The 15,352-nt window shown below is 38.0% G+C and carries 9 protein-coding genes and 1 riboswitch; of the genes, 7 read left to right on the top strand and 2 right to left on the bottom strand.

The genetic code is table 11. The features are described from left to right. Positions 1-55: 55 nt before the first annotated feature. Entirely contained in the window at positions 56-1,450 is a 1,395-nt protein-coding gene (gene fumC, locus ODR02_RS18555; protein ID WP_209786671.1) for a class II fumarate hydratase, read from the bottom strand. Positions 1,451-1,677: 227 nt separating this feature from the next. Here fumC and ODR02_RS18550 point away from each other — a divergent pair, with 227 nt between their 5' ends. Together ODR02_RS18550 and ODR02_RS18545 are read left to right on the top strand one after the other, a co-directional pair. Further along, a complete protein-coding gene (locus tag ODR02_RS18550) occupies positions 1,678-3,285 on the top strand; it encodes a fumarate hydratase (protein WP_209786672.1) in 1,608 nt (535 codons plus the stop codon). A gap of 93 nt (positions 3,286-3,378) precedes the next feature. Next, complete coding sequence (locus ODR02_RS18545) at positions 3,379-3,663, top strand: hypothetical protein (RefSeq protein WP_172625768.1); 285 nt, start codon at positions 3,379-3,381, stop codon at positions 3,661-3,663. Between the two features lie 93 nt (positions 3,664-3,756). On the opposite strand, the gene ODR02_RS18540 is transcribed toward ODR02_RS18545, so the two are convergent. After that, a complete protein-coding gene (locus tag ODR02_RS18540) occupies positions 3,757-4,629 on the bottom strand; it encodes a helix-turn-helix transcriptional regulator (RefSeq protein ID WP_309513019.1) in 873 nt (290 codons plus the stop codon). A gap of 154 nt (positions 4,630-4,783) precedes the next feature. Between ODR02_RS18540 and ODR02_RS18535 the strand changes: the two genes are divergently transcribed. The 5 genes from ODR02_RS18535 to prfA all read left to right on the top strand — a co-directional run bounded on the left by ODR02_RS18535 (position 4,784) and on the right by prfA (position 15,337). After that, positions 4,784-6,862, top strand: a complete 2,079-nt coding sequence (locus ODR02_RS18535; protein ID WP_309513018.1) for a T9SS type A sorting domain-containing protein — start codon at positions 4,784-4,786, stop codon at positions 6,860-6,862. A 192-nt stretch (positions 6,863-7,054) separates the two neighbouring features. Then, the gene (locus ODR02_RS18530) at positions 7,055-9,892 is read left to right on the top strand and encodes an alpha-amylase family glycosyl hydrolase (protein ID WP_309513017.1); all 2,838 of its coding nucleotides are present in this window, start codon (positions 7,055-7,057) and stop codon (positions 9,890-9,892) included. 271 nt (positions 9,893-10,163) lie between these two features. Further along, positions 10,164-10,269, top strand: a riboswitch (SAM riboswitch). Between the two features lie 93 nt (positions 10,270-10,362). After that, positions 10,363-12,786 carry a TonB-dependent receptor plug domain-containing protein gene (locus tag ODR02_RS18525; protein WP_309513016.1) on the top strand — a complete coding sequence of 808 codons (2,424 nt, stop codon included), beginning with the start codon at positions 10,363-10,365 and terminating at the stop codon, positions 12,784-12,786. A 7-nt stretch (positions 12,787-12,793) separates the two neighbouring features. Next, the gene (locus ODR02_RS18520; protein ID WP_209786677.1) at positions 12,794-14,092 is read left to right on the top strand and encodes an APC family permease; all 1,299 of its coding nucleotides are present in this window, start codon (positions 12,794-12,796) and stop codon (positions 14,090-14,092) included. 159 nt (positions 14,093-14,251) lie between these two features. Beyond that, positions 14,252-15,337, top strand: a complete 1,086-nt coding sequence (prfA, locus tag ODR02_RS18515; RefSeq protein WP_209786678.1) for a peptide chain release factor 1 — start codon at positions 14,252-14,254, stop codon at positions 15,335-15,337. Positions 15,338-15,352 lie beyond the last annotated feature (15 nt).

Raw genomic sequence — 15,352 nt, 5'->3', positions numbered from 1 at the left:
GAAAAACTCCGGGAAAAGCTCCCGGAGTTTTTGCATTGTATCAGTTATAGAATCATTATTTTAAACTTCCTACCATATCTTCCGGTTTCACCCACTCGTCAAACTGTTCAGCAGTTAATAAACCAAGATTAACAGCCTCTTCTTTTAACGTTGTTCCGTTCTTATGAGCGGTTTTTGCAATCTTAGCTGCATTTTCATATCCGATATGAGTATTTAATGCTGTCACGAGCATTAAAGATTTGTCTACAAGCTCTTTAATTCTCTCATGGTTCGGTTCAATACCTACAGCACAATGATCATTGAAGGAAATACATGCATCAGCAATCAACTGGGCAGACTGTAAGAAATTGTAAGCCATAACCGGTTTGAAAACATTCAGCTCATAATTTCCTTGAGTTCCGGCAAAAGAAATGGTGGTATCATTTCCTAAAACCTGTGCACAAACCATCGTCATTGCCTCATTTTGAGTAGGATTTACTTTTCCAGGCATGATAGACGATCCCGGTTCATTCTCAGGAATATGAATTTCCCCGATTCCTGAACGGGGACCTGATGCCAGTAATCTGATATCCTGAGCAATTTTATATAAAGACACAGCCAGTTGCTTTAATGCTCCGTGAGATTCAACAATCGCATCGTGTGCAGCAAGGGCTTCAAATTTATTTTCTGCAGTAATAAAAGGATGGTTGGTAAATTGAGCAATATATTCTGCCACCTTTACATCATACCCGTTAGGAGTATTCAATCCTGTTCCTACAGCTGTTCCGCCTAATGCAAGCTCAGAAAGGTGAGGTAATGTATTTCTTAAAGCTCTCAATCCGAATTCCAGCTGAGCTACATAGCCGGAAAATTCCTGTCCGAGGGTAAGCGGAGTAGCATCCATCAGGTGGGTTCTCCCGATTTTTACAACATCTTTGAAGGCTTTTGATTTGTCAGCCAGTGTATTTTTTAATTTTTCTACTGCCGGAATGGTTACCTCCACTACTTTTGTATAGGCAGCGATGTGCATGGCAGTAGGATACGTGTCATTGGAAGACTGGGACTTATTCACATCATCATTCGGGTGAATTTCAGATTTTTCACCCAATGTTCCTCCATTATTAACATGGGCTCTGTTGGAAACGACTTCATTCACATTCATGTTCGATTGCGTTCCGGAACCTGTCTGCCAGATCACCAACGGAAACTGGTCATTCAATTTTCCCTCCAGAATTTCATCACATACTTTAGCAATCATATCTCTTTTTTCAGCAGGAAGCACTCCCAGATCAGTATTGGTATAGGCTGCTGCTTTTTTCAGATACGCAAAAGCTTCAATGATTTCATGCGGCATTGAACCCTCAGGTCCGATTTTGAAATTATTTCTGGAACGTTCAGTCTGTGCACCCCAAAATTTATCTGCAGGTACCTGCACTTCTCCCATGGTGTCTTTTTCTATTCTGTAATTCATAGTGGTTGAAATTTGTATGATCTGTTGGTTTAAAAGCCATAAAAATTTTTAACATTATTGATTTTTAGTGGAAAAAATAATGTTTTGGCTTCGTTTATTTAGCTTCTATAAAGGTACTTATAAACTCAGAATCCTACAATTTATAATCATTATAAATATCAATATAAATGACTGATTTTACTCATATTTTTTTAAAGGAGGCGTATTTTTGTACAAACAAAAATTGAATGGATTTTAGATATCAGGATCCGTATCCTATTCAGAAGGATGATACGGTGTACAAAAAGCTTACATCAGACTATGTAAAGGTTGAAAAACTAGGGGACAGAGAAATTTTAACAGTAGATCCGAAGGGATTGGAATTGTTAGCCGAAGAAGCAATGGCAGATGTTTCTTTCATGCTTCGTTCTTCCCACCTGGAAAGCCTTAGAAGAATTATTGATGATCCTGAAGCTACAGATAACGACAGATTCGTTGCTTATAACCTTTTACAAAATGCTGCAGTGGCTGTTGAAGGAGCCCTTCCTTCATGTCAGGATACCGGTACAGCCATTGTAATGGGGAAAAAAGGAGAAAATGTGTACACAGGAGTAGAAGATGGAGAGTACCTGAGCAAAGGAATTTTCAATACCTACCAAAAAAGAAATCTAAGATATTCTCAGGTTGTTCCTTTGACTATGTTTGAGGAGAAGAATTCCGGGTCTAACCTTCCTGCACAGATTGATATCTATGCTAAAAAAGGAGATTACTATGAATTTTTATTCTTAACAAAAGGAGGAGGTTCAGCTAATAAAACATTCTTATATCAAAAAACGAAATCTTTATTGAACGAAAAATCTCTTGAAGAATTTGTTAAAGAAAGAATTTCAGATCTTGGAACAGCGGCTTGCCCACCGTACCACTTAGCATTGGTAATCGGAGGAACTTCAGCAGAAGCCAACCTTGCTGCAGTGAAAAAAGCGTCAGCCAAATATTATGACAACCTTCCGACAGAAGGAAATGAGGCCGGGCAGGCATTCAGAGACCTTGAATGGGAAGCTAAAGTTCAGAAAATCTGCCAGGAAAGTGCAATTGGAGCACAGTTTGGGGGTAAATACCTTACTCACGACGTAAGGGTAATCAGACTTCCAAGACACGCTGCATCTTGTCCGGTAGGAATGGGAGTTTCTTGTTCTGCAGACAGAAATATCAAAGGAAAAATTACGAAAGAAGGTATCTTCCTTGAACAATTGGAACAGGATCCGAAAAGATTCTTGCCTGATACTCCTCCGCACCTGGAAGAAGCTGTTGAGGTTAATCTGAACAAGCCAATGCCGGAAATTCTTGCTGAGCTTTCTAAATATCCGATCAAAACAAGATTAAAACTGAACGGAACATTAATCGTAGCAAGAGATATTGCGCACGCAAAAATCAAAGAAATTATCGACAGTGGGAAACCAATGCCGGAATACTTTAAAAACCACCCGATCTATTATGCAGGACCGGCAAAAACTCCGGAAGGAATGGCTTCAGGTAGTTTCGGACCTACTACAGCAGGAAGAATGGACGTTTATGTAGACGAATTCCAAAGCCACGGCGGAAGTATGATCATGTTGGCAAAAGGAAACAGAAGTAAAGATGTTACCAATGCATGTCATAAATATGGAGGTTTCTATCTTGGATCTATCGGAGGGCCGGCTGCCATTCTTGCGAAAGACAATATTGTATCTGTAGATATAGTAGACTTCCCGGAATTAGGAATGGAAGCAGTAAGAAAAATCGAAGTAAAAGACTTCCCTGCATTCATCATTTCCGATGATAAAGGAAACGACTTCTTCGCAAATCTTGCTCACTAATTAGTTTAAAATTAAAATAAATAACAAAATAGAACGCCGATCTTTTGTGTAAAAAGGAAAAAAGTTCTATTTTTGCCTAAAATCTTTAAGAGAATGATAACGATATTATCAGCATTTTGGCCGTTCTACCAGTTCCTTTGGACTATATTCTTCATTACTATGTTCTTAGTAGGATTCTGGTGTATTTTTATGTTCTTCGGATTAGTAATCCCAATGTGGCTAACTGAAGGTTTGAAAGAGTATTTCGGAAAAGTAAAGCCTTTCGACCCTGAAGATATCAGAAGAAAGCTTGTTTCTGAGCAGGAAGGTGTAGAGGTTATCTACAGCGAGCCTAAAGGAAACGGACCTTTCCTTCACGATCACGGACATCATCATTAATTGATTGTCATTGCTTTTTCACCTGAATTCTGAAAAAGTAATATCAAAGCAAAACAACATATACAAAACCGCTTAATTCGTTAGGCGGTTTTTCTATTTATTATTCCTGAGGCTTTCCGGAGAGACTCCAAACTTTTTTTTAAAAGCCCGCGTAAAGTTCTGGAGATATTCATAGCCGCATTCAATGGCGATCTCTTTGATCATAATTTCTTTATTGGTGATCAGTTTCTTTGCTTTTAACATTCTGAGTTCCGATATATAATGAGCAATCGTTGTATGATACTGAGCTTTGAATTCCTTTCTTATAATATTTTGATTCATACCAATATATTTTCCAATCTCTTCTGCTTTTATATTCCGGTGATAATTTTCATCAATGAATTTTCTGATTATTTCCGGAGTCTTTGGGGTAGATTCCAATGTGTTTTTCTCATTAAACTGTTCAAAAATCAGAATAAGAAGTTTGATGATTTTTGCTTCTATGAATAATTTCTGCATGATTCCTTTCTTGGTATAACCTAAAATTTCCTTTACAATCATATGCATTTCAACGGTCATGTCCGGAGGTGTTTCTTTATGCAGGAATATAAAATTATTATGAATCATATTTTCAAGAATCTCTGCGTTCTCACGATTATGCTCAGGATTGATGAGGTTGAAAATATATTGATAATTGATCTGAATCTGCAGATATTTCAGAATTTCCTGATTTTCAGTCCATACTTCTGCAACATTTTCTTTAGGGGAATAATGAAGGATATATTGATTTTTCTTGAACAAAAATTGAGTTCCACAGTCATGAGCCTCCAGATTAATGGCATTACTCAGAAAGAACAGAAGGTTAAAGCTTGACTTCCCTTCCAGCATATGAGACTTGAAGGTTTGGTCAGGACACAGATCTTCCTGCATAATGATTTTGATGTCTTCGGATCTGAACAAAAGTCCATTTTTAGATTCACTCCTCATACAACACATTTTTACGGCCATGGTACAACTTCTTAAGGGAAAAGTCCTTCGCAGGATAACCAAAAGTTCGAAAATGATAACTCGGGGTTAATTATGTGAGGTACTTTTGCGCAAAATTAAATTAAATTTAGAATAATTAAAAATAATATTTCATATGTTTAAAGATTTACATTTTGCAATAAAGAAAATCAGAACGGGATTAGCGCTGCTAACCCTTGCTGGAAGCTATATGTATGCCCAACAATGGGAAAATGTAGGAGGAGTTCAGGATGTATCTGCAGGAGGAAGCAGTTTTAATAATTTGGTTATTGATAATCAGGGAAATTATTATCTGTCCTATTATGATGTTTCAGTAGCCAAAGGCTCTGTTCAGAAATTTAACGGAACCTCATGGGCTTACTTGGGGGGAAGTCCTGGAATTACTACAGGAACAGCAACTTACAACTCACTGTCAATAAGTCCAAACGGGAACAGCATTTATTATACCAACCAACTTGGTTATCCAGGTTCCGGAATGGAAGTACGCTTGTTTACAGGATCTTTATGGTCTCAGCTTCCCAACGCTACCGATAGCTCTGTTAATTATCAGGCTTCCGCAGTATCAGCTGACAATATCATATTTACTTATGGATCTTATGGTTCAGGAACTGTTAAAAGATACTTTGGAGGGGCTTGGGGACAAGTAGGAAATGCAGGCTTTTCAGGAGGAGCTGAATTTGCTGAAATGGTCATCGGAACCAATAATATGGTGTATACCTGTAATGTTTCCGGAGGTTTGAAAGTATATCAAAACAGTACTGGTGCCAACTCAACACAAAACTGGAGTTTAGTAGGCGGAGCTGCGGCAGACGCTTCTTCTTCAGGAGAACAGTATAATACTGATATTGCTTTAGATGGATCCAATACTATTTATGTAGCCTATGTTTCAAACTCAGGAGGAGGAAAAAAGGTAAATGTCAAAAAATTTGATGGGAATTCATGGGTACAGGTTGGAAATGCTAACTTTTCAGAAGGAAGGGTACAGCATGTTGCCTTAGCGGTAACAGAATCTGGGAAACCTTACGTGGTTGCCAGCCGTTTTGAAAATGACAATTTCCTGAGAAATACCGTTTATAAATTAGATGATTCACAAAACTGGATCCCATTTGGTGGTGACTTCGTTTCCGATGGTGAAGCAAAATATAATGATCTTGCAATAGATAAAGCACACAACTATCTTGTTCTGGCTTATTCTGACAACACCACAAAAGTTAAAAGAATTTCATTGACATTAAATCCTCAAACGTGCAGCAATACAGATCCAGGAGTAAATGTAGGTGACGTAGGCTGTGTAAGTTTTATGTATCGCGGTCAACAGGTAGCGTATTCTACGGTAAGAGGCGCTGACGGAAAAATATGGCTTCAACAGAATCTGGGAAGTACGCAGGTAGCTTCTTCAGTAGCTGATGCGAACGCCTATGGAGACCTTTTCCAATGGGGAAGATGGGATGATGGGCACCAGCTTAGAAATTCTCAGGTTGTACAGGCTCCATCGCCCAATACACCTGAAGGAACAAGTACTACGGGAGGAGGTTATATTGCCGGATCTCCAGCATGGTGGGCTGGTTTTTCAAGTGGAGATACATGGACAGGAATATCAGCGGCAGATGTTAATGCATCGGCTGGAGTAGATCCTTGTAAAGCAATAGGTGCAGACTGGAAAATGCCTTCTCAGGCGGACTGGACTGCTTTAGTAGGGGCAGAAGGTATTGCCAATCCGGCAACGGCCTATAGCAGCAATCTTAAATTACCGGCTGGAGGATACAGAAGCTCCAGTGATGGTAACTTTACTTTTGTAGGACAAAGAGGGTATTTCTGGAGCTCAGATACATCAAGTTTGGGAGCAAAATATCTGTATATCGGATCAACAATTGCAAATCCGTCAGCAGGATCTATGAGAGGACAGGGATCATCGGTAAGATGTATCAAGCCTACAACTTCTTTGGGTACTTCTGAAACTACACTGAAAAATGCAGTAATAGGAATGAATCCTAACCCTACAAAGGGAATTCTTACGGTTAAATCTGATTCAGGAATTGAAAAAGTAAATGTAGTAAATGCTGTGGGACAAAGAATGAATGTACAGTTCTCAGATAATCAGATTAACATGACCGAACTTTCTTCAGGATTATACATCGTAGAATTAAAACTTAAGAACGGACAATCCATTTCGAAAAAGATTATAAAAGATTAAGCGAATTTCAGGAACATCGATTTTCGTCAAAAAATTAGTTCATTACAATTACTTTTATTGGGAGGCTCATGAAAATTTCATGAGCCTTTTTTTGATTTATTTTTTCCCGGAAAATTGAAATATTTGATGATGATTAAGCAAGAATAGTCGTTATGAAGGAAAAATTATACTATATTCGATAAAAAATAATAAATGAAAAAGTTTTATTCCGTTGGTTTTCTGCTGATTACATTGTTCGTTTTTGGGCAGATCAATTATACCATTACCCCTAACCCATTCGATGAGACAGATGCTGTAACACTTACAGTTCCGGGAGATCAGATTGACGAATCTGCGTGGGGTGTTTCCAATAATGCCATCTATATCTGGTCCTGGTCTTTTGATACGAATTATCAGAACAGTCAGGATTGTCCTACCAATGGCAGCTGGAACAATTCAAGTGATGTAAATAAACTGAATTATAATGCAGGTACAGACAGTTATTCGCTTACTTTTACTCCAACAGCCTTTTTCGGAAGAACAGGAATAGGGAGGTTTGGATTTCTATTAAAAGATAAAACAGGATCACATCAAACCTCACCTGATATTTTTGTAAACGTAGGTACTTTAAGCTTAAGTCTTACCCATCCGCTGGCCAATAGTTTAACTTCTGTTCCCGTGGGGAATTCTATCAATATTACGGCTACTTCTAATGTTAATGCTACATTTCAGTTAAAAGCCAACGGAACGGTTGTAAATTCAACAACAACACCTTCACAATCTTATTCTTATAGTTATAATGTTTCTCAGGATGCCAGTATGGAACTTATAGCTACACAGGGATCTAATTTTAAAGCCGCAACGTTTATCCTACAGGTTCCGAGAAATGTAGTTTCTGAAGCAATACCTAACTGGATTAAACAGGGAATCAATTATCACCCGACAGATCAGACCAAAGTGGGACTTGCTTTATATGCGCCGGGTAAAAACTTTGTGCATGTCATCGGAAGTTTCAATAACTGGGCAGTGAATGATTCTTATTTAATGAAAAGAGATACTACAAACCCGGATCTTTATTGGATTGAACTCAACGGGATTACCCCTCAACAGCTTTATACTTTCCAATACAGAACCAATGATTTGAGAAAAGTAGCAGATCCTTATTCACCACAAATATTATCTTCTTATGATGATCCGTGGATTTCGGCTTCTACCTATCCAAACTTACCTGCATTTCCTGCCGGGCAGGGTTTTGAAGTGTCAACATTTAAAACAGGGCAGACGGCTTATAACTGGCAGACAACCAATTTCCAAAGACCTGCAAAAGAAGATCTGGTAGTGTATGAATTATTATTGAGAGACTTTACACAGGAAAAGAACTGGCAGTCATTGATTAATAAAATTTCTTATTTAAAAAATCTAAAAATCAATGCTATAGAATTGCTCCCGATCATGGAATTTGACGGAAACCTTTCCTGGGGATACAATACTTCCTTCCATTATGCATTGGACAAAGCTTATGGAACTCCTGAAAAATTCAAAGAATTTGTAGACCTGTGCCATCAGAACGGAATTGCGGTTATTCTGGATGTTGCTTTTAACCATGCAACAGGACGCTCACCTTTGGTAAGACTTTGGAACGTAGATCCTGATGGTGACGGCTATGGAAATGTTGCTCCAGACAATCCTTATTTTAATCAGGTTCCGAAACATTCATACAATGTATTTAATGATTTTAACCATACAAGTACTTCAACGCAATATTACGTTGAAAGATGTCTTCAGCAATGGCTGACTGAATATCACATAGACGGATTCCGTTGGGATTTAACAAAAGGATTTACCCAAAGCTGCTCTGAAAATGATGAAGCCTGTACGAATGCTTATCAACAGGACAGAGTAGATATCATGAAACATTATGCTGACAGACAGTGGGCTATAGACCCGAATTCTTACATGATTTTTGAACATCTGGGAACTGATGCGGAGGAACAGCAATGGGCAAACTACAGGATCGCAGAAGGAAAAGGCATTATGCTTTGGAATAAGCAGACAGAGCCTTACAATCAGAATACAATGGGGTATCAGGAAAACAGCAATTATGACCGTATGAATCACAGTCTTCATGGCTTTACCAATATGAGTGCTGTAGGATATGGAGAAAGCCATGATGAAGAAAGGCTGATGTTTAAAAACCTTGCCTATGGTGCAGTAAACGGCAGCTATAATGTGAAAGACCTGAATACTGCTCTTGAAAGAATGAAAACTTTCGGTGCTACGTTCTTTACCATTCCCGGTCCGAAAATGATCTGGCAGTTTGGAGAATTGGGATACGAATTTAGTATTAACAGATGTGCTAACGGAACTATCGACAGCGGATGCAGAACAGATGAGAAACCTGTTGCATTTACATTAGGATATGATACCAATGCAAACAGAAAAGCAGTTTATGATACATGGGCTAAAATAATCAATATCAGGAATACCCATCAAGTTTTTAAATCTAAAACTTACAGTATAGAATCCAATAACCTTACGAATGATCCTAATGGGTTGATCACAAGAATTTACGTGTATGATGCAGCAATTACAACGGGAATAAAAAATATAGTTGTATTGGCCAATTATACTACTTCTTCCCAAAATGTGGTGCCTTATTTCCCTTACACAGGTCAATGGCAGAATCTAATGGATGATAGTATTTTGAATGTGGCTTCTACAACCACTCCGATCACTTTACAGCCTGGAGAATTCAGAATATTTGGAAACTATGCAGGTGCTTTGTCAACAATAGATATCAATGAAGGGAACAAATTGTCCCTTCAGATTGCAGACAATCCGATACAAAACGGAATCGCACGATTCATTTTCAATAAAGCCAAAAACGGAGAAATTTTAATTTTTGATATGACGGGTAAAAAGCTGGACTCTTTCAAGCTGAATAAAGAAAACGGTATTCATGAAACGAAAATCAGTTATCCACCGGGAACCTATCTGGTACAGCTGAAATCGGATATAGGAATTGCGATTCAAAAGATGATGATCAAATAAAAACAAATTATCAAGCTGTTTAGACTGATAAAAAATGTTGAATATAGTAAAACCATTAAGAAGGATTTAAGAAATAAAGGTAGTTAAGATGAATCATTCTGAATTTTAAGCTTAAAACGAAGCTTATCTTAATACTCTTATCACCTTAATATCATCTTAATGTTTCAAAAATAAAACTTACCACAAGTTCTATAAAATAATGAAAGGCAGATTTGCATTACAGCAGATCTGCTTTTTTGTATATTTAAAAAAATAGTCTACTTTTGCAGTAGATTTATCAAGAAAGGTGGAGGGATTTGGCCCGGTGAAACCTTAGCAACCTGCACGGTTCCAGAAGTGTAAAGGTGCTAATTCCAACCCGGAGGGGGAGATAAGTGAAGTCAATATTCTATATGAATTCCATTTCTTGAAGTCTTGTGTATCTGCGGAAAGATCCGTCAGATTCGTATTATTAATTGGCAAGAACAAAAATGAAAAAATTAAGCACAGCTGTATTATTGCTTGGGGCAATGTTAGTCGCTGCTCAGGAGAATGAGGAGAAAGGCAAAGAAATAGAAGATATCATCATTGTCGGAAACCGAAATGTCAAAAGAACAAAACTGGAAACACCAGTTCCTGTAGATGTTATTAATATTGACAAAATACAAAGAAGTTCTCCACAAATGACGGCTCAGGATCTCCTGAACTATGTGATTCCATCGTTTAATGCAGTGAGACAGTCTGCTTCTGATGGAACAGAGCATATTGATCCTGTAACCTTAAGAGGAATGGGACCAGATCAGATTCTGGTTTTACTTAACGGAAAAAGAAGACATTCCACCTCTTTAGTTAATTATCAGAATACGGTTGGAAATGGATCTGTAGGAACAGATTTAAGTACAATTCCGGTCATTGCGATTGATAGAATAGAAGTGTTAAGGGACGGAGCTGCAGCACAATACGGTTCTGATGCCATTGCGGGAGTTATCAATATTATTCTTAAAAAAAATACGGGAGCCTCAGCAAGTCTTACGTATGGATTGACTGGGAGAAATGATGGGGATACTTATCAGGCAGGAGCCAATTATGGGACTTCATTAGGAAAAAAAGAGGGTTATATCAACCTTTCCCTACAATTAAGCCACAGAGGAAAAACAACACGAACTCAAAATCATGATCTGGATATTTTTGGAAATAATTTTGCCTATGCATTTGCTGATGATCCCGAAGCGGCAAGAGCGGCAGATGATGCAAAGATTAAAGAACGAGGACTAACCCGTGACGATTTTAATTTTCAGATTGGAGATGCCCAGATCAGACAGGGACAGTTGTTTTTCAATGCAGAATATCCTTTTAACGATCAATTTAAAATCTATTCTTTTGGAGGTTTCAGTATCAAAGAAGGAAAAGGTTTTGGTTTCAGAAGACTTCCAAGCGAAACTTCTAATGTGGTTTCATCCATTTATCCGAACGGATTTCAGGCAAATCTCGGATCACAAGTATATGATGTCTCCTATGCTGTAGGAGCAAAATATAATGTCAATGACTGGTTTTTTGACCTTAGCAATACATTCGGAAGCAATACCTTCAATTACAATGTTAGCAATACCAATAATGCTTCCCTGGGAGCAAATTCACCAACGCGTTTTTATGCTGGAGCACACAGCTTCCTTCAAAATACGATTAATCTTGATGTTTCCAAAAAGATAAATCGTTTCAATATCGGATTCGGTGGAGAGTTCAGATTGGAACAATACCAGATCAAACCCGGTGATGAAGCTTCTTATACCCAATATGACATCAACGGAAATGTTGCCACCGAAGGATCAACGGTGCTTGGAGCGGGCGGATCTCAATCTTTTATCGGATTCTCTCCAGACAATGCAGTGAAAAAAAACAGGCATTCCACGGCAGTATATGCAGATGTTTCCTATGATCTGGATAAAAAACTGAATATTGACGCTGCTGCCAGATTTGAAAATTATTCAGATTTTGGAAATACCCTGAATGGGAAATTAGCAATACGATATGAATTTGTAAAAAATTATGCAATTAGAGCAGCTGTAGGAACAGGGTTTAGAGCTCCTTCCCTTCAACAGCAGTATTTTAATAACTCTTATGCCGACATTTCTACTTCCGGTTCAGGAATTGTAACCAAAGGGATTTTCCGAAATGATAGCGAAGCAGCCAGAATTCTTGGGTTTGATAAGCTTAAACAGGAAACGTCTGTTAATGCAAGCGCTGGATTTACGCTGAGACCTTTAAACAAACTGTCTATTTCAGTAGACGGATATTGGATAAAAGTAAAGGACAGGATTGTAATTACCAGCAATATTACCGATCCCAGACTGGATCAGTTTAACGTAGAAAGCGGAAGATTCTTTACAAATGCCATTGATACTGAAACAAAAGGAGTAGATGTGGTCGTTTCTTATGACTTGATTCTTGGAAGCGGTAATTTAAATATTAATCTTGCCGGAAACTATACAGAAACAAAAATCACAGACTTTCATTTTCCGGAAAACTTAGGAACTCCTCAGAATGAATTCTTTGGCCCGGATCAGATCAACATCATTGAAACCCTGTCTCCAAAAACAAAAGCTTCATTAGGCTTGAATTATGGAATAGGAAAGTTCAATTTTCTCGTAAGAAATACCTATTTTGGTAAAGTAATAAGAGATGGTTATCCATTTGGAGGCGTTCAGGAATTCTCTCCGAAGGTTGTTACGGACATCAGTGTCGGGTATGACATCACAAAAAACATCAATTTTACAGTAGGAGCCAATAATGTATTTGATGTTTTCCCGGATCGCCAGATCTATGAAAATTCATATTATGGAGTATTCAAATATGCGCCGGTTCAGATGGGAACACTGGGAAATTATTTCTTTGGAAGACTTAATTTTAACTTTTAATCATTAAATGAGTACTGCTTCACATCAGATTGGCTGGAAAACAGCCGCCGCTATCGTTGTTTCCAATATGATCGGAACCGGGATTTTTACAACCCTGGGATTTCAGTTGTCCGATATTACCAATACCTACAGCATTTTCCTGCTTTGGAGTATTGGAGGAATTCTCGCTTTGTTCGGGGCTTTTTGCTATGCCGAATTAGGTTCGCATTTTAAAGGAAACGGGGGCGATTTTATTTACCTTAAAGAAACCTATCATCCGATATTCGGATATCTGATAAGCTGGATTTCACTTATCATCGGGTTTTCCTCTCCGGTTGCACTGGCTGCATTGGCAATGTCAAAATACCTTTCCGTATTCGATTTTTCTTTTGGAAATGGGTTTGCCATTGCCGCAATATTTCTGGTTGCCATTGCATTATCATTTAGCCTGAAAACATCCAGTAGATTTCATAACTTTTTTACGTTCATTAAGATTGCATTCATTATTGTCCTGGTTATTCTTGGAGTAGGAATTTCAGGTTCACCGCAGATTGGGAACAGTCTCAATTTCAGTGACAGCTGGCAGAATGAGATAATGCTTCCTGCATTTGCTACCTCTCTGGTATTTGTAACTTATTCTTACACAGGCTGGAATTCGGCATCTTATATCGCAGGAGAAATAAAAGATGTTCAGAAAAACCTTCCTAAATCTCTTATTATAGGAACTGTTTTCGTGACGGTAAGCTATATTCTGGTGAATTATATTATGCTGAAACATGCTCCTGTGAGCCAGTTGGCAGGAAAAGAAGATGTGATGGGAGAAGCTGCTGTCAATATGTTGGGACCTGCTTTTGGAAAGATTGTTAATATTTTTATTGCTCTGCAATTGATAGCAACGATTAGCGGATATCTGTGGGTAGGTTCGAGGTTAACACAGGCTTTTGCAAAACATACCTACATTTGGAAACCCTTATCCGAAGGGAATAAAAAAGGAATTCCGGTAAGAGCCATTTTTGCTCATGCAGTGATTGCCTCTGTTATTATTCTGACAGGAAGTTTTAAAGAAATCTTTGTCTATACAGCTTTTATTTTACAGCTTTTTGCCAGCCTGGCTATTTCTACCGTGTTCTTTCTTAAGAAAAAAGACAGAAAAATCTTTAAATCTAATGCTTTTCATATTTTTCCAGCCGTTTTTCTATTGTTCAGCATCTATATTCTTTATTTTACTTTTATCCATAATCCTAAAGAAAGCTTGATAGGATTGGGAATTATTGCAGTGGGAATTGTTTTATATCTGATTGACAGAAGGCTTTCTAAAAGATATTAAAGTAAATTTTAGCGATACAGAAAGACGGATAAACAATTGGTAAATTGGGAATTTTCTTCATTTTGCTCCCTTTATCCCTAATGCTCAAAAATTTATGATGATTCGGAATTTTAATTTTGAATTAATAATCCTTATCTTTGCACCCACAAAATTTCTACAATGTCTAAATCATTAATTCCAAAATTAGAAGCTATAAAACAAAGATATAATGAGGTTGCAGACCTTATTATACAGCCTGATGTCATTTCAGACCAAAAAAGATATTCTTCTTTGAACAAAGAATATAGTGATTTGGGAAAAATTGTAAGAGTTTACGATCAGTACAAAGGAGCGCTGGACAGTATTGCAGAATCTGAAGAAATTATTGCAGACGGTTCAGACAGAGATTTGGTAGATCTTGCTAAAGAAGAAAAGCTGGAAGCTCAGGCTAAAATTCCAGGATTAGAAGAAGAACTGAAAGTATTACTGATCCCTAAAGATCCTGCTGATGACAAAAACGTTATCGTAGAATTACGTGCCGGAACAGGAGGTGATGAAGCCGCTATTTTCGTAGAGGATGTGTACAGAATGTATACCATGTATTTTAAAACAAAAGGATGGAGACATGAAGTAACAGATTCCAACGAAGCTGCAAAAGGATACAAGGAATTGATCATGAAAGTGGAAGGAGAAGGAGTTTACGGAATCATGAAATTTGAATCCGGAGTTCACCGTGTGCAGCGTGTACCTGAAACAGAATCTCAGGGAAGAGTACACACTTCTGCTATTACAATTGCTGTTTTACCGGAAGCTGAAGAAGTAGATTTTGAACTGAATCCTGCAGATATTGAAATGCAGACTTCCCGTTCAGGAGGTGCCGGAGGTCAGAACGTAAACAAGGTTGAAACTAAAGTTCAGCTTACCCACAAACCTTCCGGGATGGTAGTGGTTTGTCAGCAAGCCCGTTCTCAGCTGGCTAACCGTGAGCTGGCAATGGAAATGCTAAGAACAAAATTATACGATATCGAATTACAGAAAGTACAGGGAGATATCGCTGCACAACGTAAATCTATGGTATCTACAGGAGACCGTTCTGCAAAAATTAAAACGTACAATTACCCTCAGGGAAGAGTTACAGACCACAGAATCAATAAGTCTATGTACAACCTTGATGCTTACATGAATGGAGATATTTCTGAGATGATTGATGCCGTAATCATGGCGGAAAATGCAGAGAAAATGAAGGGGGAAGAAGAAAATTACTAAAATTATCAATACATA

This window comes from Chryseobacterium sp. CFS2 (assembly GCF_036543225.1).
In the GTDB taxonomy this organism is placed as follows: Bacteria; Bacteroidota; Bacteroidia; order Flavobacteriales; family Weeksellaceae; genus Chryseobacterium; species Chryseobacterium culicis_A.
Note: the sequence above shows the minus strand (reverse complement) of the source record. Positions and strands in the feature narration are given on the sequence as shown.

What these genes read in the sequence shown, in the direction of transcription:
- fumC (WP_209786671.1), bottom strand. Translation starts at nt 1,450, where the DNA reads ATGAATTACAGAATAGAAAAAGACACCATGGGAGAAGTGCAGGTACCT.
- ODR02_RS18550 (WP_209786672.1), top strand. Translation starts at nt 1,678, where the DNA reads ATGGATTTTAGATATCAGGATCCGTATCCTATTCAGAAGGATGATACG.
- ODR02_RS18545 (WP_172625768.1), top strand. Translation starts at nt 3,379, where the DNA reads ATGATAACGATATTATCAGCATTTTGGCCGTTCTACCAGTTCCTTTGG.
- ODR02_RS18540 (WP_309513019.1), bottom strand. Translation starts at nt 4,629, where the DNA reads ATGAGGAGTGAATCTAAAAATGGACTTTTGTTCAGATCCGAAGACATC.
- ODR02_RS18535 (WP_309513018.1), top strand. Translation starts at nt 4,784, where the DNA reads ATGTTTAAAGATTTACATTTTGCAATAAAGAAAATCAGAACGGGATTA.
- ODR02_RS18530 (WP_309513017.1), top strand. Translation starts at nt 7,055, where the DNA reads ATGAAAAAGTTTTATTCCGTTGGTTTTCTGCTGATTACATTGTTCGTT.
- ODR02_RS18525 (WP_309513016.1), top strand. Translation starts at nt 10,363, where the DNA reads ATGAAAAAATTAAGCACAGCTGTATTATTGCTTGGGGCAATGTTAGTC.
- ODR02_RS18520 (WP_209786677.1), top strand. Translation starts at nt 12,794, where the DNA reads ATGAGTACTGCTTCACATCAGATTGGCTGGAAAACAGCCGCCGCTATC.
- prfA (WP_209786678.1), top strand. Translation starts at nt 14,252, where the DNA reads ATGTCTAAATCATTAATTCCAAAATTAGAAGCTATAAAACAAAGATAT.